Below are 16990 nucleotides of genomic sequence, written 5' to 3' on the forward strand. Positions count from 1 at the left end.
CCCGCCTACCGCTGCAGACGAGCCAACACGCTGCGGAACGCCGCGTAGTCGGCCTCACCCACGCGTTCGGCCCACTCGCGCTCGATCGCATCCAACGCCGCACGTACGCGCCGGACGATGTCATCGCCTCGACCCGTTCTCAGCAGAACCTTTGCTCGACCGTCGGCCGGGTAGTTTCGCGTCGTCGCGAAGATCGCACAGTCGGTCACACGCTCTCCCGTCATGGCGTCGATCCCGCCCGAGTTTCGAGAGATGGCGGCAGCCAACCTGCCGTGGCGCGTCGAGCCCGATGTCTACCGATCGGACTTGGCCTCGCACCTGCCCGACGGACTGCGAACGCCGAAGTGCCTGTGCGTGAACAGGATCGACGACGAATCGTCCGCGATCTGGATCGAAGCCGTCGACGTGACCACGACGCAGTGGACCCTCCGTTACCTTCGTGACACCGCGCGCCTGCTCGGGCGGTTCGCTGCTACAGGTGCGGTCCAGGACATCGCCGACGACATCGGTCACGTCTCCGGACCGCGACAGGCCAGGGTCTACTTTGAAGGCCGACTCCGAGCTCAGTACGTGGCGGCCTACTCCGACGGCTCGGTGTTCGACCACCCCGCCGTCGCGACGCATTTCACGCCCCAGCTACGCACCCGTCTGATGAACCTCGTGGACCACGGACCGTCTCTCATCGACGAGATCGAGGCCCTCCCGTTGCTCGCGGCGCACGGAGACGCATGCCCCAACAATCTGCTGACCGACGCCGGCGGGACGGTCGCCATCGATTGGGCTTTCTTCGGTAGGGGCAGGATCGGATTCGACCTGAGCCAGTTGCTGCTCAGCGACATCGAGCTCGGACGAATCGGCGCCGGTGATCTGCCCACGCGGCGCGACGCTGCACTCGACGGCTACCGCGCAGGCCTGGCCGACGGCGGCGTCGACATCGCGCCCGACGCACTGCGCCGCGCGCACGCCATCCAAGCGGCCATCGCCATCGGCATAGGGGCGGTACCTCTGGAGCACCTGGATGAAGCACCCGACACGCTCGACCCGTTGGTGCGCGAGCACGCCATCATGCTCGATCACCTGCTCAGTGCCATCGGGTTGTAGGAGCCGGTCGGAAGAGTGGAACATTCGTCCCGGTGAGCGAGTCGAATGTTCCACTCTTCGTCACCTGGCGGGGCTCCCCGTCCGAGAATCCCGGTAGAGTGCTCACCGTTGACCCGGCTCGCCGGGCTCGGCCCTCGTAGCTCAGGGGATAGAGCAACCCTCTCCTAAAGGGTAGGTCGCAGGTTCGAATCCTGCCGAGGGCACAACCCCCTGCGTGATCTCCTCCTGCACATTCGAACCTCGTCTGTGAGACCACACGGACTCTGCGCGAGCATGATCATGAAGCGCTGTTTCGCGGCTAGTTTCTCCGCATGTCATTGACCACCCAGCTCGAACCCATCGACAAGAAGCTCATCGGATTCGGCACCGCATACGCCCTGTCCGAGCTCAACATCATTCGCATGGTCGGCCCGTCCGCGGGCGCGGTCTACCGGGAAATCCAGACGTCGCCGTCGGCCGCGGCGTACCGCCGTTCCGTGTCGCGACTGAATCCGAAGACCAAGGCCAAGCTGCGTAGTCACTACATCCCGAACTTCGGACACCCCCTGCTGTACGCGATCGCATTGCGCACGGGCGGGCAGCGACTCGCGCAGTTGACGCCCCTCTCCCCGACCGTCGAGAAGCTTCTGACGGTCGGCCCGTGTGTCGGTGCCGCTGCCGACATCACGGAGAACCTGTTTCGACTGAAGATGCTCGACGACGACACTGCGGTCACCGACACCACCGTGCGCGCGGCGTCGGGCCTGGCCGTCGCGAAGTGGAGCCTCGCCGTCGGGCCACTGGCGTACATGACTGCCCGCTTTGTCCCGATTTGGTTGCGGGCGTTGCGCTCTCGCTGAACTGTGGGGCGCTAACGTCAACTGCGTGGACGATGCATCTCCGAGCAGCACAGCTCTCGCAACCGCACGCGCTCGCGCCTATCACCAAGTGGTCGACGAGCCGCTAATACTCGTCGACCCGGTGGTGGGGCGTCTGGTGGGTGTGCCCGAGTCGGAGGCGGAAGCGGCGTGCGACCGCCCCCGACGGCTGTTCTTCGCCGCCCGAGCACGATTCGCCGAGGACCGTATCGCCGACTCTGCGGCGGCCGGCGTCGGTCAGGTCGTCGTTCTCGGGGCCGGCATGGACACCTTTGCCGATCGAAATCCTCACCCCGGCGTCCGAGTGTTCGAGGTGGATCACCCGGCCACCCAGGCGTGGAAGCGTCGACGGCTCTCCGAAGCGGGTATCGCGGAGGCGGCGACGTTCGTGCCCATGGACTTCGAAAAGGATTCGCTGGCAGAGTCTTTGGCCGCCGCCGGATTCGATCGCGAGCGTCCCGCAGTGTTCACGTGGCTCGGTGTCGTGTACTACCTGACGTCGGACGCCCTCCGCGCCACTCTGGACTACATCGCCGGACAGGCCCCACCGTCCACTGTTGTCTTCGACTACCTGACGCAGCCCGACACCGAGCCCGATCGAGCTGACTTGCAACGTCGGGCAGACCGTCTCGCCGCGGCCGGTGAACCGTGGAACGGATTGCTGACTCCCGATTCCGTGGCAGCCGAACTGCGAGATCACGGCTTCTCCGACCTCGACGACCGTTCGGCGGTCGCCGTCGTCGGCGAATACTGCGACGGTCCATCCGATGTCGAGGTCCTCCGACCCAGCCGCATCGTGGCGGCGACGGTCAGCGGTCCGCGAGCGCGATGATCTCCTCGATCACTCTGTCCCACAACGGTTGCGGTGGGTACTGGTGACCGCATCCGGGTAGCGGGACCAAGCGCGCACCGTCGATCTCCGTGGCCATGACCACCGTCGTGCACAGCCGCGCGCACCCGACCCTTCTCGGATAGCCCGATCATCCCAGAATGAAGTCTTGCCGGTCTTTATTCGTGCGCGTATATTCGTCGACAAATAAAGGATGGCGACGATGCAGAAGCGCAAGGTGGACAACCTGACGGCCCTCGCCGTCCTGTCCGTCGTTCAGGAACGGCCGATGCACCGCTACGAGATGGCCAAGGTCATGCGCGAACGCAGCAAAGACCAGGACATGGCAGTCAAGTGGGGATCGCTGTACACCGTCGTGCAGAACATGGAGAAGCACGGCCTGCTCGAAGCGACGGGTGTCGACCGCCAGGGCTCGCGGCCGGAACGCACCATCTACCGCATCACCGACGCCGGGCGTCGCGAGATGATCGAGTGGACAGAGGAATTGGTGTCGACACCGCACCACGAACGCCCGAAATTCGCGGCCGGACTCTCCATGCTCGCCGCCCTGGGACCCGACGACGCAACGGCCGCGCTGACCCGTCGGCTTGACGCTCTCGAGCAGCAAGCGGCCATGTCGTCTCACACGTCGCCGGACATCCCGCGCCTGTTCCTGATCGAGGACGAATACGCGACCGCGCTTCTTCAGGCCGAAATCTTGTGGGTGCGTTCCCTGTTGACCGAACTCACCGACGGAACTCTCCCCGGCCTCGACGCGTGGGCGGCCTACTACGAAGAGCGGGGGCGCCCGACGGCAGAAGACTGACCCGGCCCCGGAGCGGTGCGGCAACACCGCGTCCGGGACCTTTCCTCGAACCCACGCCCGTGCAAGACGAACCCGGACCCGAGGCGGCACTCTCACCATATCCGGATTCGTGATGCGGGCGACTCGTCTCCCCATGAACGGAGTACTCGCATGACCGGAATCAACACAGCAGTGGTGATCGGCGGCGGCATCGCCGGCCCCGTCACCGCGACCGCATTACGCAAGGCAGGCATCGACGCGGCGGTGTACGAGGCATACGGCGAACAATCGAACGGCATCGGCAGCGCGCTGGCGCTGGCTCCCAACGGGCTCGCAGCTCTCGACGTGACCGGGGTCGGCAATGCCGTTCGCGGCGTTGGCTTTCCGATCGCCACGACCACGATGAAAGTGGGCAACAAGGACCTCGGACCGCTGCCCTCGCTCGACGGGGTCGAGCCGATGTACATGCTCGACCGCACAGATCTGCATCGTGTACTTCGAGACCACGCGGCGGCCTCCGGTGTTCGGTTCGAGTACGGCAAGCGATTGACGGTCGTGCACGAGGCAGCCGACGGGATCACCGCGGTGTTCGACGACGGCAGCACCGCCAGTACCGACGTCCTCGTCGGTGCCGACGGTGTCCGGTCGACGGTCCGCGCGCTCATCGATCCGCACGCACCCGCAGCACAGTTCACGGGGCTGCTCGGATTCGGCGGCATCGTGGACGCCGGCATCGACCTGCAACCGTCGACCATGACCTTCGCTTTCGGTCGGCGTGCCTACTACCTGTACTGGTCGATGCCGGACGGCCGAGTGGCGTGGGGCGCCAATCTTCCATCGAAGCACTACATGTCGCTGACCGAGGCGCGTCGTGTGCCCTCCGACGACTGGGTCGACACTCTGCGCGAAACCTACGCCGGCGACGACCCGGGTGAGGCACTGGCGCATAACACCACAGCGAGTTCCCTCGAGGTACTCGGAGCCATCCACATCATGCCGCCTGTGCCCCACTGGTTTCGGGGGCGCATGGTGCTTATTGGCGACGCCGTGCACGCACCGTCGAACAGCACCGGCCAGGGTGCATCACTGGCCATCGAGAGTGCGGTGGAGCTGGCTCGGTGTGTTCGCGACACCGCCGATCCCGAAACAGCATTCCGGACGTACGAAGCGCTGCGGCGACGGCGGGTCGAAACCATTGCGAAACGTGGCGCCCGGATCAACCACTCGAAGACCCCGGGCCCGATCGGTCGGAAGATCATGACGGCGCTGATGCCGCTCGGCATGAAGCTCATGAACGTCGAGAAGCAGATGGGACCCGAGCAGCGGTACGTCATCGACTGGGACGAGCGGCTCGAAGTCAACTGAGAGATAACTGCACATGTCGCTCGCAATCAGAGTCGTTCGCACACCTGTTCGAAAATTGTCGGTGGTGGGCGTTACTGTGCGGCATGGTTTCGGGGGGAACAGCAGATGAGGTCGGCGACGTCGTGTTTGCCGATCTGCTTGCTGCCGCGCAGAAGTCGGTGCTCGCACTGACCGATGCGCAATCGTCGATGCTGGATACGGAGGATCTGCAGAAGGTCTGGGCGGAAGCCGTTCGTCTGGGCCGCGTGTTGGAGGGGGCATCGAACACTTGGTTGGCGCAGATCCTCGACACCGGTGGGTTCGTGGGGGTGTCGGGATCCACCCCGCACACCATCGGGACGTGGTTGAACTGCTCCACCTCGGCGGCATCCAAGCGGATCAAGGCCGCGCAGAGGGTGGCACCTCGGACGCTGCCGTCCGGGGAGACGACCGAGCCGTTGTTTCCGGAGACGGCGGCGGCAGTGCGCGACGGTGTGATCGGCGACGAGCACGTGTCGATCGTGGCGGGGTTCTTCTCCGAGCTGTCCGACGAGGTCGACCCGCAGACCCGTGTCGACGCGGAGGCGCAGTTGGGTGCCTTGTCGCGATCGTTGCGGCCGCGGGAGTTCGGTGTTGCGGCAGATCGACTGGCGCGGTTGATCGATGAGGACGGCCAGGCGCCCGAGGACCGCCCGGAGAAGAAGCGGACGCCGTTCGTGTTCTACGGCAAGCAGGGTAAAGACGGTTTGACGCCGGGGAAGTTTCTGCTCGATTCGGAGGCGCTCGCGATGGCCGAGGCGATGGGCGCGAAGCTCGGGAAGCCGGGGGCGGGGACGGGGACGGAGGCTGGCGTTGACGAGGAGCCTCGGCCGGACGCGGACGACCGATTGGACTTGGACCTGGGCCATTCTGGCCTCGACGACACCGAGGCTGACGACACCGAGGCTGACGTGACCGGCGCAGACCCCGCCGACACCTCCCGCACCAATGCCACACCACCGCACTGGGATCTGCGGTCCGCCGGTGAGCGTCGCCACGACGCGCTGAAGGTGATTCTGCGGTCGTACCTCGCTTCGGGGCAGGCCGGTACGCACCGTGGTGTGCGTTGCGTGCCGATCGTGACGATGACTCTCGATCAGCTCGAAAAGGCATCCGGGGTGGCGCTCACGGCAACCGGATCGACTATTCCGGTGCGTGATGCGCTGCGGATGGCATCCGGCCAGCACGCGTTCCTACTGCTACTCGATGAGCACGAGCGGCCGCTCTACTTCGGGCGGACCAAGCGATTGGGATCCGAGGATCAGCGGATGGTCCTCTACGCCACCGAACGCGGGTGCACGTTTCCCGGGTGTTCGAAACCGGGGGTGTGGTGCCAGGTGCACCACACCGACGAATGGGTGGTCGACGACGGGATGACCGACATCGACACGCTGACGTTGGCGTGCGAGGAGCATCACCGCATCGTGGGGCCGGGCGACAACGACTGGGCCACAACGATTGCCGGCGACAATCATCCCTATCCGGGGAGAACGTTGTGGCACCCACCGACAGCATGGGACAGGTCTCGAACGGGACGGGTGAACCACTTCCACCACCCACAAGAACTGTTGTACCCACCGGAAGAGCAAGTTTGACAACAACTCCCGAGGGAGAAGTCTGTCCTCTTGTTCGTGATGCACCGGGCGAGCAAGCTCGAAGGCGTGGCGTTCCTACCGACGAATCGACTGAGCGACCAGGGTCGCCGGCCTTTCCAGGAACAACGCAACGAGAGAGAACAGGCCGACGGGAGTGAACGACACCGCGAAGGCGACGAGCATGAGAAGGAAGGTGACCACGGCGCGTCCCACCGACACCGACCCCCGCTCCTCCTCAGCCTCGAGTTCGGGGGTGCGCCTGACGATGACGCGGGCCAGCAGCGACGCACCGGTGGCCAGAGCGATCGTGCCGACGTAGATGCTGGCGGAGCCCGGAAACTCTTCGCTGCCCTTGGCGATCAGCTTGCTCGGAAACGGAAGGAAGACAACAGAAAGCAACCACAGAAAGTTCACCGCGACGAGCGCGCCGGTGTAGCCGACGAGAGTACGGAAGACGCGGTGCTGCACCACCCACAGCCGGCAGATCACGGCGAAGGTCAACACGAATGCCCACACTTCGTCGTTGTGGTCGCGCAACAGGGCAAACACACTCTGCCCGCTCTCGGGGGTGGCGATATCCACCAAAGGCAAAATGAGCAGTGTTGCCGCGATCGCGACCACTGCATCGCTGAAGTTGACGACTCGATCGAAGCCGCGGTGATAAACCATGCGGCCATTGTCCGTCAAGGTAGCTTGCAGAGTATGACCAGTACGCAGGGCGATCGACGAACATTGACGACGGGCCGCGTCGTCTTCCTCGTCATCGCTGCGGCCGCACCCATGGCCGCCATGATCGGCAACGTTCCCCTCGCCCTCATCCGCGGGAACGGCGCCGGCTTGCCTGCGGCGTTCCTTCTGAGTTCGGTTGTACTGCTGTGCTTCTCGGTCGGCTTCTCGGCGATCAGCCAACAGGTGTTCAACACCGGCGCCTTCTACACGTATGTCGGGCTGGCGCTCGGCAAACCCCCCGCGGTCGCAGCGGCCTACGTCGCGGTCGTCGCCTACATCTCTCTTGCGTGTGGCCTTTCTGCCGCATTCGGGTATTTCACCCGATTGGTCCTGTTGGACTCGGGAATAGACATTCCCTGGTACGTCTTCACTGCCGTTGCCATTGCCATCGTCGCAACGCTCGGCTTTCGCAATGCAGACCTCTCCGCCAAAGTGCTCGGCGTTCTGATGGCACTGGAATTCGCATTTCTGACGGTGTTCGATCTGCTGGTGGTCTCGGACAAGGGACCTGCCGCCCTACCGCTCGAGTCCTTCACACCCAGTCAGGTGTTCAGCGGATCCCTTGGTATTGCAATGATGTTCGCGTTCTCGAGCTTCATCGGCTTCGAATCCGCTGCACTGTACGGGGAGGAAACGAAGGACCCGAGGCGCAGTATTCCCCGTGCGACCTACATCGCCGTCTCGGTCATCGCCGTGTTCTACGTGGTGACGAGCTGGATCATCGTCGGCGCCGCGGGTGGAGCCGGCGCGTCCGACCTGGCGCGCACCGAACTGGGCAATCTGTTGTTCACCCTCGCCCGGGAGTACGGCGGGGTCGTCCTCTACGACGGAACCGCAATTCTGTTGTGCACCAGCGTTCTTGCGTCCTACCTCGCTCTACACAACGCGGCGAGCCGCTACCTGTTCGCCATGGGGTACGAGCGGGTGCTGCCGTCGACTCTCGGCCGCTTTCACCCGAAGCACTTCAGCCCGCACATCGGCAGCATGACGGTCAGCACCATCACCGCGGTGGTGATCGTCGTGTTCGCGGTGGCGGGATCGGACCCGTACCTGGTGGTCGCGGCCGGCGCCATCGGTCTGGGAACGCTGGGGATCATCGCGCTCCAAGCTTCGACCGCTCTGTCGGTGGTGGTCTTCTTCTGGAATCGCGACGACGGATCGCTGTGGCGCACGAAGATTGCGCCCACGATCGGGTTCGTCGGGCTCGGCTCCGGACTGGTGCTCGCCGGAATTCACTACAGCACCCTCACCGGTTCCGACTCCGCGGTCGTCAACGCGATTCCGGTGGTGCTCATTCTGGTTGCGCTGGCAGGGGTCGGTGTCGCGCTGCGCATCCGTCGCGTCTCACCGGAGCGATACAAGAACGTGGCGGCAGCGACGTTGAGGACCGAGACGTAACGATCGGTCTGTTCTGTGCGACACTTCTCGCGACACATCACCCGCGGGGGTCGGTGACACTTCGACGAAAGCACGCACCGTGAACCTCCGCGCCCTTGTTCTGTCCTGCACAGCCGTCACCGGCGCCCTGCTCGTTCTCTCGGGTTGCGGCGCCACCGATACGTCCCAACCGGCGGCCCCCAGCGTCGCCCCGCTGCCGACGGTCACATCCACGACGACCGCAACCACGACAAAGCCGACCACGACAAAGCCGACCACGACCAGCCGGACCACGACACCTGCTCCGACCACGACCACTCCTGTCACCACGACCTCGACCGAGGTGATCGTCGTGCCGCCGGCGGTGGACTCCGACGTCGACCTGGACAGGCCCTACGTCCCGGCGCCGGTCCCGTTCGTTGCACCGGCGCCGGTCCCGTTCGTTGCACCGGCGCCGGTTGCTCCAGCTCCCGCTCCCGCTCCCGTCGCTCCGGCGCCCGTTGCGCCCTCGTCGGTGTTCTACGGCAGCTGCGCAGAGGTGCGGGCGGCGGGCGCGGCTCCCATCTACGCGGGCGAACCCGGCTACTCCACCAAACTCGACCGCGACAAGGACGGCGTGGCCTGCGAGACCTAGGCCCGGTGAGCAGCACCACTCCCCCGACCTGTCAGACAACTGGCGTTCGGCGGGTATAGTCAACTGTGTCGCGCCACGGTGCGCGGCCAACGTCGTGGAAACGCATCCCTACGGGGACGATTCGGTTACTCACCGCACGAGCTCTTCTTACGGCGATCGGAACTGCCCACCGGCAGTCTCGCCAGTTGCGCGCTCGAAGTCGGGCGCGCCGATGCCCCGAAAGGCACTCGAACTCTTCATGACTTCTGTTTCAAGCCCTACCTTTGCGTCCCTCGGTGTCAGCGAACGTCTCGTTCGTGCGCTGTCCTCCGCCGGAATCAAGGAACCCTTCCCCATCCAGGCCGACACCCTTCCCGACACGCTCGCAGGCCGCGACGTGCTGGGACGCGGAAAGACCGGCAGCGGAAAGACTCTCGCGTTCGCCATCCCGATGATTTCTCGACTCGGTGACAGCGCCAAGGGAGTTCGGCCCGCCGGTCGTCCCCGCGGACTGATCCTGGCCCCCACCCGCGAGTTGGCGACTCAGATCGCTGCCGCTCTCGAACCTCTCGCGATGGCAGCGAACCTGCGCGTCACGACCATCTTCGGTGGTGTGTCGCAGGCTCGGCAGACGACGGCATTGAGCCGCGGAGTCGACATCGTCGTCGCCTGCCCCGGTCGTCTCGAAGACCTCATGCAGCAGCGCTTCGTCAACCTCGACGACGTGGAGATCACCGTGCTGGACGAGGCCGACCACATGGCCGACCTCGGCTTCCTGCCCGGCGTCACGCGCATCATGACTGCAACGCCGTCGCACGGTCAGCGTCTGCTGTTCTCGGCGACCTTGGACAACGGCGTCGACAAGCTGGTCAAGCGCTTCCTCGACAACCCGGTTCAGCACTCGGTCGACGACGAGAACTCGCCCGTCGCGGCCATGACCCACCACATCTTCGAGGTCGGCGGCGTCGACTCGAAGAAGGCTCTGGTGCAGCGCCTGGCGTCGGGCAACGGCCGCCGCATCCTGTTCATGCGCACCAAGCACCAAGCCAAGAAGCTCGCCCGGCAGCTCACCGAGGCCGGCATTCCGTCGGTCGACCTGCACGGAAACCTGTCGCAGGCCGCACGTGACCGCAACCTCCTCGCCTTCTCCAACGGCGACGCGCGGGTTCTCGTCGCCACCGACGTGGCGGCTCGCGGTGTGCACGTGGACAACGTCGAACTGGTCGTGCACGTCGACCCACCCGCCGAGCACAAGGCCTACCTGCACCGCAGCGGGCGCACAGCGCGCGCGGGCAGCGCCGGAGACGTCGTCACCGTCGTGTTGCCGGAGCAGCGTCGCGACCTGAACCTGCTGATGCGCAAGGCGAAGATCGACGTGGCGCCCACTCGGGTCACCGCGGAATCCGACCAGGTCACCACCTTGGTCGGCGAAGAAGCCGCTTACGTCAAGCCGGCCCCGAAGGCTCCCGCTCAGCCGCAGAAGCAGGGCGCGGGACGCGGACGTTCCGGCGGAAGCCGCGGAGGTGCGCGCGCCGCGACCGGCGGTGGCGCCGGAGGTTCCACGGGCGGCCGTCGTCGTCGCCCCGCAGGAAGCTCGGGTGGACGGTCGGGTTCCGGTGGCTCGAGCCAGCCTTATGGACGGAGCGAGTCAGCCGGGTACCGGGGCTGATTCGTCGGCGTCGGAATCACTCGGTCGACGGGCGATTCCGACGCTGATCACCGCGGCGACCGCGCACAGCGCCGCCGCACCGAACCACGCGTAGGTGTAGTGGCCGGTGGCGTCTCGGACGACGCCGGCCGCCACCGATGCGACGCCGGCGCCGATCTGGTGCGCCGCGAACACCCAGCCGAACACCAAGGGACCGCTGGCCCCGAAGACTTCGCGACACAGTGCGATCGTCGGCGGAACCGTGGCCACCCAATCCAGGCCGTAGACCACGACGAACAACGCGATGCTCGGGTGCAGCGAGTCGGACAGCAGCGCCGGCAGGAACAGCAGGGCTGCGCCACGGAACGCGTAGTACGCGCCGAGCAGGATCCGCGGGTCGAAGCGATCGGTGAGCCACCCCGACGCGATCGTCCCGACGATGTCGAACACCCCCACCACCGCGAGCAGCCCTGCCGCGGTGGTTTGTGGCATGCCGTGATCGTGTGCCGACGGGATGAAGTGGACGCCGATGAGTCCGTTGGTCGTCGCGCCGCAGATCGCGAATCCGGCGACGAGCGCCCAGAACGTTCGGACGCGGCTTGCGTCGAGTAGAGCCGATATGGCGCGTCGAGCAGGATTTCCCTGTGTCACGGGCTTGTCGGGCGCCGAGGTTGCGCCGTACGGCAGCAGGCCGACGTCTGCAGGAGAGTCGCGTAGGAACGCCAGGACGAAGGGGACGACGACCAACGCTCCGGCCGCGACGACCAGCGACGCGACTCGCCATCCGACGTTCGTGGCGAGTTCGGCGATGACCGGCAGGAAGATCAGCTGGCCCGTCGCACTGCCTGCCGTGAGAATTCCGGAGACCAACCCGCGGCGACGCACGAACCACCGATCGGTGATCATCGCGGCGAACACCAGCGCCATCGAGCCGGTTCCCAGGCCGATCAGGATGCCCCACGTCAGCACGATCTGCCATTGCGCCGTGACCAGCGTGCTCGCTCCGCTTCCCACCGCGACCACGGTGAGCGCGCACGCGGTGACGGTGCGAATTCCGAACCGTTCCATCAGTGCGGCGGCGAACGGGGCGGTCAGGCCGAACAGCAGCAGGTTGATGCCGACGGCGGTGGACAGCACCCCGCGGGACCATCCGAACTCGTCCTGAATCGGCACCATCAGAACGCTGGGCGCGGCGCGGAAACCCGCGGCGCCCACGAGCGCAAGGAACGCCACCGCAGCGACGATCCATGCACGGTGAAATCGTGGTGGATCGTCGGCCCGTAGCTGTGACATCAGACGGGGAGTCTAGCGCCGGGCGTGCGGTTCCACCCGGCGGTGGCACACTCGATGTCGTGACACGCAATGCCTCGAACGACGCAAAACGGACGGCGTTGCGTCCCGCCGAACTTGCCACCGGTTCGGTGATGGCCGCGCTTGCGGTGGCCTTCTCGGTGGTCGGCGAGCTGGTTCCCGCCGCGGGTGCACTGCAATTCATCGCGATCGTTCCGCTCGCCGTGATCGCGCAACGTCACCGTCTCCGCGCGCTGACCGTGGCGGCGACGGGCGCCGTGGTGGTTGCCTTCGTCGCCTCCGGTACCGGGGCCGTGATCTCGATGGTCATCACCGCCGTCATCGGCGGCATCGTCGGCCGCACGAAACGACGCGGTGGCAGCATCGTTGCCGTTCTCGCGCAGTCGGTTCTGGCGGGGGTGGCGTTCGGCGCTCTGACCACCGGTCTGTTGTTTCTGCTGGAACCTCTCCGCACGCTGATCATCAGCGTCATCGACAATTCGATCCGCGGTCTGTCCGAGTTGTTGGCCCGGTTCAGCGCACTTGCCGAGGTAGCCACCGCCTTCGCCGACGGCGCGTCGACCGTTCTGCGCTTTTGGTGGATTGCGGTCTTCGCCTCGACGTTCGTGGGAACCGTCATCAGTGCCGTCTTCGCCTGGTACGTCCTGTCCGCCATTCTCGATCGACTCGACGGGCTCGAGCAGGTCGACTCGCTCGGCCCGGCTACCGACGGTCCCGTCGGTCCCCTTCCGGTGCGGCTGCGCGGCGTGTCCTACCGCTACCCCGGTGCGCGCGCCGACGCCCTCGACCACGTCGACCTCGAGATCCGCGATCGAGAGTTCGTGGCGGTCGTCGGCGCCAACGGGTCCGGAAAGTCGACGCTGGCGCGCCTTCTCGTCGGCACGGAACCGACCGCGGGCACGGTCGAGCGTCCCGGCGCTCCCGGCCTCGGTCTGCGAGGAGGCACGGCGTTGATCCTGCAGCACCCGGAAACCCAGGTGCTGGGATCGCGCGTCGCCGACGACGTGGTGTGGGGCCTGCCGATCGACGAACAGCCCGACGCCGACGGGGTCGAGGAGTTGCTCGCCGAAGTCGGACTCGCCGGGTATTCCGCCCGCGAGACGTCGGGGCTCTCCGGCGGCGAACTGCAGCGTCTCGCCGTCGCCGCAGCACTGGCGCGTCGGCCGCGACTGCTCGTGGCCGACGAAGCCACCGCCATGATCGACCCGGCCGGGCAGCGCCACCTGGTCGACGTGCTCGCCGGTCTGCCGAGGCGACACGAGATGTCCGTCGTGCTCATCACCCACCGCATTGCCGAGACCGAGCGGGCCGATCGGGTCGTGCGCCTCGACGGTGGCCGGGTGGTGGATCATCGCAGTGACTGGATGGCACCGGCGCCGATGCATCCGCCTCTCGCCGAGACTCCCGGGCGCGGCCCGATCGTCCTCGAACTGCGCGGGGTGGGACACGTGTATGCCCGCCGAACACCGTGGGCGACAAGGGCGTTGACGTCGGTCGACCTCGCCGTCCATCGCGGCGAGGGAGTCCTGATCGTCGGCGGAAATGGTTCCGGCAAGTCGACACTCGCGTGGATCATGGCCGGCCTCGTCACCCCGTCGGAGGGGACGGCGACCGTCGACGGCGCCCGAATCTCCGCGAAGGTCGGCACGGTGGCCCTGTCGTTCCAACACGCGCGTCTGCAGCTGCAGCGACGGACGGTCGGCGAGGACATCGCCGCAGCGGGTGGCCCCGAAGTGGGCTCGCGCGACGTCTCGCATGCACTCGATTCCGTCGGTCTGGATCGCATGATCGCCGGGAGGCGCATCGATCAACTGAGCGGCGGCCAGATGAGGCGAGTCGCGTTGGCGGGGCTGTTGATCAGACGGCCGACGGTCCTGATCCTCGACGAACCGTTGGCCGGACTCGATCCTCCGGGTCGACGTGAAATCACCGGCCTGCTGGCCGATCTCCGACGGTCCGGACTGACCCTCGTCGTCATCTCGCACGACCTCGACGGCATGGAGTCGGTGCGAACACGAACCGTCACGCTCGAGGCCGGTTCGTTGGTCGGGACACCCGAGGGGGTCACCGCATGAAAGGCACCCTGCTGCGCGAAGTTCCGGGCACCAGCGTGGTCCACCGACTCTGGGCGGGCACGAAGCTGGTGTCCGTCGCCGCGATCAGCGTCTCGCTTCTCCTTCAGCCCTCGTGGTCGATGCTGGCCGCAGTCGCAGCACTGCTGCTGATCTGCATGACCGTAGCCCGGATCACTCCCCTGGCACTCCCGCGACCTCCCTGGTGGTTGTGGGCGCTGGTGGCGTTCGGCGGTGCGATCAACCTCGTTCTCGGTCTCGACGCTCTCGCCACCTACGGCCGCGGTCTGCTCTTCACGTTCGTCATCCTGTGGGCGTCGATCACCGTCGCCTGGACCACACCGGTGGCCGAGGTGGCACCGGCCGTCGCGCGACTGGCGTCTCCCCTGCGCCGACTCGGCGCCCCCGTCGACGAATGGGCGGCCTCGCTCACGCTGTGCCTGCGCGCCCTGCCGCTGCTCGTCGACGAGATCTACACACTTTTTGCCGCACGCCGGTTGCGGCGCAACACGTTCCGCAACGTCGACTCGCTTCTCGTCGACGCCCTCACCGCCGTCGTGTCCACAGCGATTCGGCGCTCCACGGAGATGGCCGAGGCGATCGAGGTGCGCGGCGGGTCCGGGCGAATCACGAGGGACCGGCGCCGACCCGAAGCTGCCGACGCCGCCGCACTGGTCCTGGTGCTGGGCATGTGCGCACTCGGCTTCCTCGGGGCTAGTTTGTGAACATGGCTCCAAAACCCCGACCGGCCGACCCCCAGAGTTACTCCTCCGGCGAGCGCGTCTTCGGCCCGCCCAACGGCACGTTCGACCCCGACTGGGCCGCGACGGCTCTGCGGTCGAATCGCCCCGAACTCGACTTCCCCACGTCCGTCCGACTCGTGGAGCAGGCATGGGAACTGCTGCGTACACGTGATCTTCGGGGAAGCGCTCTGGCGGACGCACTCGACCTCGAACCGGGACTCGCGTCGGCCGTCGCGGCCGTCGCGACCGAGACAGCGCAGTTCTACCTCGACCGTTAGAGGCGGGACTTCCGCGCGCTCAACGCCTCGACGAAGATGTTCGAGATGTCCCGCGGGTCCTGTGCGATCCAGCTGGTGCCGCCCGTTGCCGCCGAAATCTGCTGCAGCGCGCCGGCATCGGCGTCGCCGGTGATTCCGACGGTCACGATGACGACCGGACGCAACGGGTCCTGCTCCCGCTCGAGTGTGGCGACGAGGTCGGGCAGGCTGATGCTGCCCGGATCCTCGTTGGCGCCGTCGGTCATCAAGATGATGCTGTTAACGAAATTCGGGTCGTACCCCGCCTTGACCGTGCGGAAGGCGGCAAGCGTCGAGTCGTACAAGCCGGTGTCACCGCCGACCAGCGACGGCAGCGTCCGCACGGCGTCGAGGATGGCTTGCCGCTGCGGCTTGCCGTCGTAGAACGCGGTGACGCCCTGCAGCGGAACCAGTTCGCGCCAGTCCTGCCCGTCCGGCCCCTGATCGGTGGAGAACGCCCACATCCCCATCTGCGTGCGGTCGTTGAACAGCGAGTCCGCCGACAAGCTCGCGTCGACGGTCAGTTGCACGCGCGTCGAGTCGGCGAACGGCGCGGCCATCGAACCCGACACGTCCTCGAGCACGAGCGTGCGGAGGGGCAGAGCCAACACGGCCCAGTCGCGGAGAATCTCTTCGAGCGCACCGGGATCGCGTACCTGCAGCGCCGTGACGGCGCCGACGCCTCCGGACCTCAAGGCAACGGCGCTGGACGGGCGAAACCCGCTCGCCGACAGCGTTTTCTGCGCCACGTCGCCGGCCAGAAGCGAGGCCAGCGAGCGTCCGGCGCGCGCCGTGTCCGCATACTCGGGACCCGGGGCTGCGGTCACGGCCAACGGGTAGTCGAGGAAGTAGGCGCCCGTGACGGGCACCGATTGCCACAGCGGCGCAGCCGGATTCGAGGCCGTGTAGTCGACCATCGCCTGCTCGGTCACGACTCCGGTGCCACCGGACGAGACGACCTTGCCGAGGATGTCGGGTATGTCGTGGGCGTCGTTCTCCGGCAGCGCAAACGCCTGTGCCAATGGAACGAGAGAGTCGGCCACCGCGCTCGTACCGGCGTTCGATACTTCCGTCTCCGCCAGAGCGGACAGGATGGCGGCGTCGGCGGGACTGGCGGTGAGGGGATCGCCGATGCGTTGGCCCGGCGCACGCAGCACGTCCTGCCACGTCGCGAAGCTCTGCGGTTGATCGGTCCGGCCGATCACCACGGGCACGGTGCTGACCACGGACGAGGTGGCAATTTCGGGAAGAGTTCCCGTCGAGCGCAGCGTCCGCAGGAGCCACAGCGACGAATCCGGAAGCCACAGATCGGGTTTCGCACCCGCGGGGTCGGCCAGTGCGGTCGCAGTGTCGGACGGAGCCTGCGCCGAGATCGAGTAGTCGACGCAGTCGCGGTCGATCGCGGCGGTGGACTCGACCACGGTGCTCAGCGCAGCAGCCACCGTCGGGTCGGCAGCCACCGTCACGGAGGTAGTGGAGTCACAGGTCGGCACTCGCGACCCCGCCCACGCGCGGTACCCGACGACACCGCCCGCGACCAGGAGCAACAGCACTGCGGCAACGGACACGGCACGCCGGACGGGGCGTCGACCGGATCCCGAGCGCCGCTCGCGCTCCCTCGGACGTTGCTC

The 16990-nt window shown here is 66.7% G+C and carries 16 protein-coding genes and 1 tRNA gene; 13 read left to right on the forward strand and 4 right to left on the reverse strand.

Going from position 1 to position 16990, the window contains the following annotated elements:
- Positions 1-5: 5 nt before the first annotated feature.
- Positions 6-224, reverse strand: a complete 219-nt coding sequence (locus AC59JP_RS07380; protein WP_497325081.1) for a winged helix DNA-binding protein — start codon at positions 222-224, stop codon at positions 6-8.
- On the opposite strand from AC59JP_RS07380, the gene AC59JP_RS07385 reads away from it, so the two are divergent.
- The 7 genes from AC59JP_RS07385 to AC59JP_RS07415 all read left to right on the forward strand — a co-directional run bounded on the left by AC59JP_RS07385 (position 223) and on the right by AC59JP_RS07415 (position 6570).
- Positions 223-1101 carry a phosphotransferase gene (locus AC59JP_RS07385; protein ID WP_497325082.1) on the forward strand — a complete coding sequence of 293 codons (879 nt, stop codon included), beginning with the start codon at positions 223-225 and terminating at the stop codon, positions 1099-1101. The two genes, AC59JP_RS07380 and AC59JP_RS07385, sit on opposite strands and share 2 nt — an antisense overlap.
- A gap of 130 nt (positions 1102-1231) precedes the next feature.
- A tRNA-Arg gene (locus AC59JP_RS07390) sits at positions 1232-1304 on the forward strand.
- 108 nt (positions 1305-1412) lie between these two features.
- Entirely contained in the window at positions 1413-1940 is a 528-nt protein-coding gene (locus AC59JP_RS07395) for a hypothetical protein (RefSeq protein WP_497325083.1), read from the forward strand.
- 25 nt (positions 1941-1965) lie between these two features.
- Complete coding sequence (locus tag AC59JP_RS07400; RefSeq protein ID WP_497325084.1) at positions 1966-2790, forward strand: class I SAM-dependent methyltransferase; 825 nt, start codon at positions 1966-1968, stop codon at positions 2788-2790.
- 220 nt (positions 2791-3010) lie between these two features.
- A complete protein-coding gene (locus tag AC59JP_RS07405; protein WP_497325085.1) occupies positions 3011-3613 on the forward strand; it encodes a PadR family transcriptional regulator in 603 nt (200 codons plus the stop codon).
- Between the two features lie 150 nt (positions 3614-3763).
- Positions 3764-4957 carry an FAD-dependent monooxygenase gene (locus AC59JP_RS07410; RefSeq protein ID WP_497325086.1) on the forward strand — a complete coding sequence of 398 codons (1194 nt, stop codon included), beginning with the start codon at positions 3764-3766 and terminating at the stop codon, positions 4955-4957.
- 83 nt (positions 4958-5040) lie between these two features.
- Positions 5041-6570 (forward strand): HNH endonuclease signature motif containing protein, encoded by a 1530-nt coding sequence (locus tag AC59JP_RS07415; protein ID WP_497325087.1) that lies wholly within the window; start codon positions 5041-5043, stop codon positions 6568-6570.
- A gap of 75 nt (positions 6571-6645) precedes the next feature.
- On the opposite strand, the gene AC59JP_RS07420 is transcribed toward AC59JP_RS07415, so the two are convergent.
- Entirely contained in the window at positions 6646-7239 is a 594-nt protein-coding gene (locus AC59JP_RS07420; protein ID WP_497325088.1) for a TMEM175 family protein, read from the reverse strand.
- Positions 7240-7272: 33 nt separating this feature from the next.
- Here AC59JP_RS07420 and AC59JP_RS07425 point away from each other — a divergent pair, with 33 nt between their 5' ends.
- The 3 genes from AC59JP_RS07425 (at position 7273) to AC59JP_RS07435 (ending at position 10958) form a co-directional block, all read left to right on the forward strand.
- Entirely contained in the window at positions 7273-8697 is a 1425-nt protein-coding gene (locus tag AC59JP_RS07425; RefSeq protein WP_497325089.1) for an APC family permease, read from the forward strand.
- A gap of 79 nt (positions 8698-8776) precedes the next feature.
- Complete coding sequence (locus AC59JP_RS07430) at positions 8777-9310, forward strand: excalibur calcium-binding domain-containing protein (protein WP_497325090.1); 534 nt, start codon at positions 8777-8779, stop codon at positions 9308-9310.
- A gap of 238 nt (positions 9311-9548) precedes the next feature.
- Positions 9549-10958 (forward strand): DEAD/DEAH box helicase, encoded by a 1410-nt coding sequence (locus AC59JP_RS07435; protein WP_497325091.1) that lies wholly within the window; start codon positions 9549-9551, stop codon positions 10956-10958.
- Here the strand turns inward: AC59JP_RS07435 and AC59JP_RS07440 are convergent.
- A complete protein-coding gene (locus tag AC59JP_RS07440) occupies positions 10938-12230 on the reverse strand; it encodes an MFS transporter (RefSeq protein WP_497325092.1) in 1293 nt (430 codons plus the stop codon). The two genes, AC59JP_RS07435 and AC59JP_RS07440, sit on opposite strands and share 21 nt — an antisense overlap.
- A 59-nt stretch (positions 12231-12289) precedes the next feature.
- Here AC59JP_RS07440 and AC59JP_RS07445 point away from each other — a divergent pair, with 59 nt between their 5' ends.
- Genes AC59JP_RS07445 through AC59JP_RS07455 form a run of 3 tightly spaced genes read left to right on the forward strand, consistent with a single transcriptional unit; the run spans position 12290 to position 15341 of the window.
- The gene (locus AC59JP_RS07445) at positions 12290-14323 is read left to right on the forward strand and encodes an ABC transporter ATP-binding protein (protein ID WP_497325093.1); all 2034 of its coding nucleotides are present in this window, start codon (positions 12290-12292) and stop codon (positions 14321-14323) included.
- Positions 14320-15045: an energy-coupling factor transporter transmembrane component T family protein gene (locus tag AC59JP_RS07450; RefSeq protein WP_497325094.1), complete on the forward strand. Its 726-nt coding sequence runs from the start codon at positions 14320-14322 to the stop codon at positions 15043-15045. The genes AC59JP_RS07445 and AC59JP_RS07450 overlap by 4 nt, the downstream gene beginning before the upstream one ends.
- 2 nt (positions 15046-15047) lie before the next feature.
- A complete protein-coding gene (locus tag AC59JP_RS07455; RefSeq protein ID WP_497325096.1) occupies positions 15048-15341 on the forward strand; it encodes a hypothetical protein in 294 nt (97 codons plus the stop codon).
- Here the strand turns inward: AC59JP_RS07455 and AC59JP_RS07460 are convergent.
- A complete protein-coding gene (locus tag AC59JP_RS07460) occupies positions 15338-16927 on the reverse strand; it encodes a substrate-binding domain-containing protein (RefSeq protein WP_497325097.1) in 1590 nt (529 codons plus the stop codon). The two genes, AC59JP_RS07455 and AC59JP_RS07460, sit on opposite strands and share 4 nt — an antisense overlap.
- Positions 16928-16990 lie beyond the last annotated feature (63 nt).

The organism is Rhodococcus sp. 320_ES (genome assembly GCF_059691855.1).

Excerpts from the sequence above, each read along its gene's own strand:
- AC59JP_RS07385 (WP_497325082.1), top strand. The coding sequence starts at position 223 with ATGGCGTCGATCCCGCCCGAGTTTCGAGAGATGGCGGCAGCCAACCTG.
- AC59JP_RS07380 (WP_497325081.1), bottom strand. The coding sequence starts at position 224 with ATGACGGGAGAGCGTGTGACCGACTGTGCGATCTTCGCGACGACGCGA.
- AC59JP_RS07395 (WP_497325083.1), top strand. The coding sequence starts at position 1,413 with ATGTCATTGACCACCCAGCTCGAACCCATCGACAAGAAGCTCATCGGA.
- AC59JP_RS07405 (WP_497325085.1), top strand. The coding sequence starts at position 3,011 with ATGCAGAAGCGCAAGGTGGACAACCTGACGGCCCTCGCCGTCCTGTCC.
- AC59JP_RS07410 (WP_497325086.1), top strand. The coding sequence starts at position 3,764 with ATGACCGGAATCAACACAGCAGTGGTGATCGGCGGCGGCATCGCCGGC.
- AC59JP_RS07415 (WP_497325087.1), top strand. The coding sequence starts at position 5,041 with ATGGTTTCGGGGGGAACAGCAGATGAGGTCGGCGACGTCGTGTTTGCC.
- AC59JP_RS07420 (WP_497325088.1), bottom strand. The coding sequence starts at position 7,239 with ATGGTTTATCACCGCGGCTTCGATCGAGTCGTCAACTTCAGCGATGCA.
- AC59JP_RS07425 (WP_497325089.1), top strand. The coding sequence starts at position 7,273 with ATGACCAGTACGCAGGGCGATCGACGAACATTGACGACGGGCCGCGTC.
- AC59JP_RS07435 (WP_497325091.1), top strand. The coding sequence starts at position 9,549 with ATGACTTCTGTTTCAAGCCCTACCTTTGCGTCCCTCGGTGTCAGCGAA.
- AC59JP_RS07440 (WP_497325092.1), bottom strand. The coding sequence starts at position 12,230 with ATGTCACAGCTACGGGCCGACGATCCACCACGATTTCACCGTGCATGG.
- AC59JP_RS07450 (WP_497325094.1), top strand. The coding sequence starts at position 14,320 with ATGAAAGGCACCCTGCTGCGCGAAGTTCCGGGCACCAGCGTGGTCCAC.
- AC59JP_RS07455 (WP_497325096.1), top strand. The coding sequence starts at position 15,048 with ATGGCTCCAAAACCCCGACCGGCCGACCCCCAGAGTTACTCCTCCGGC.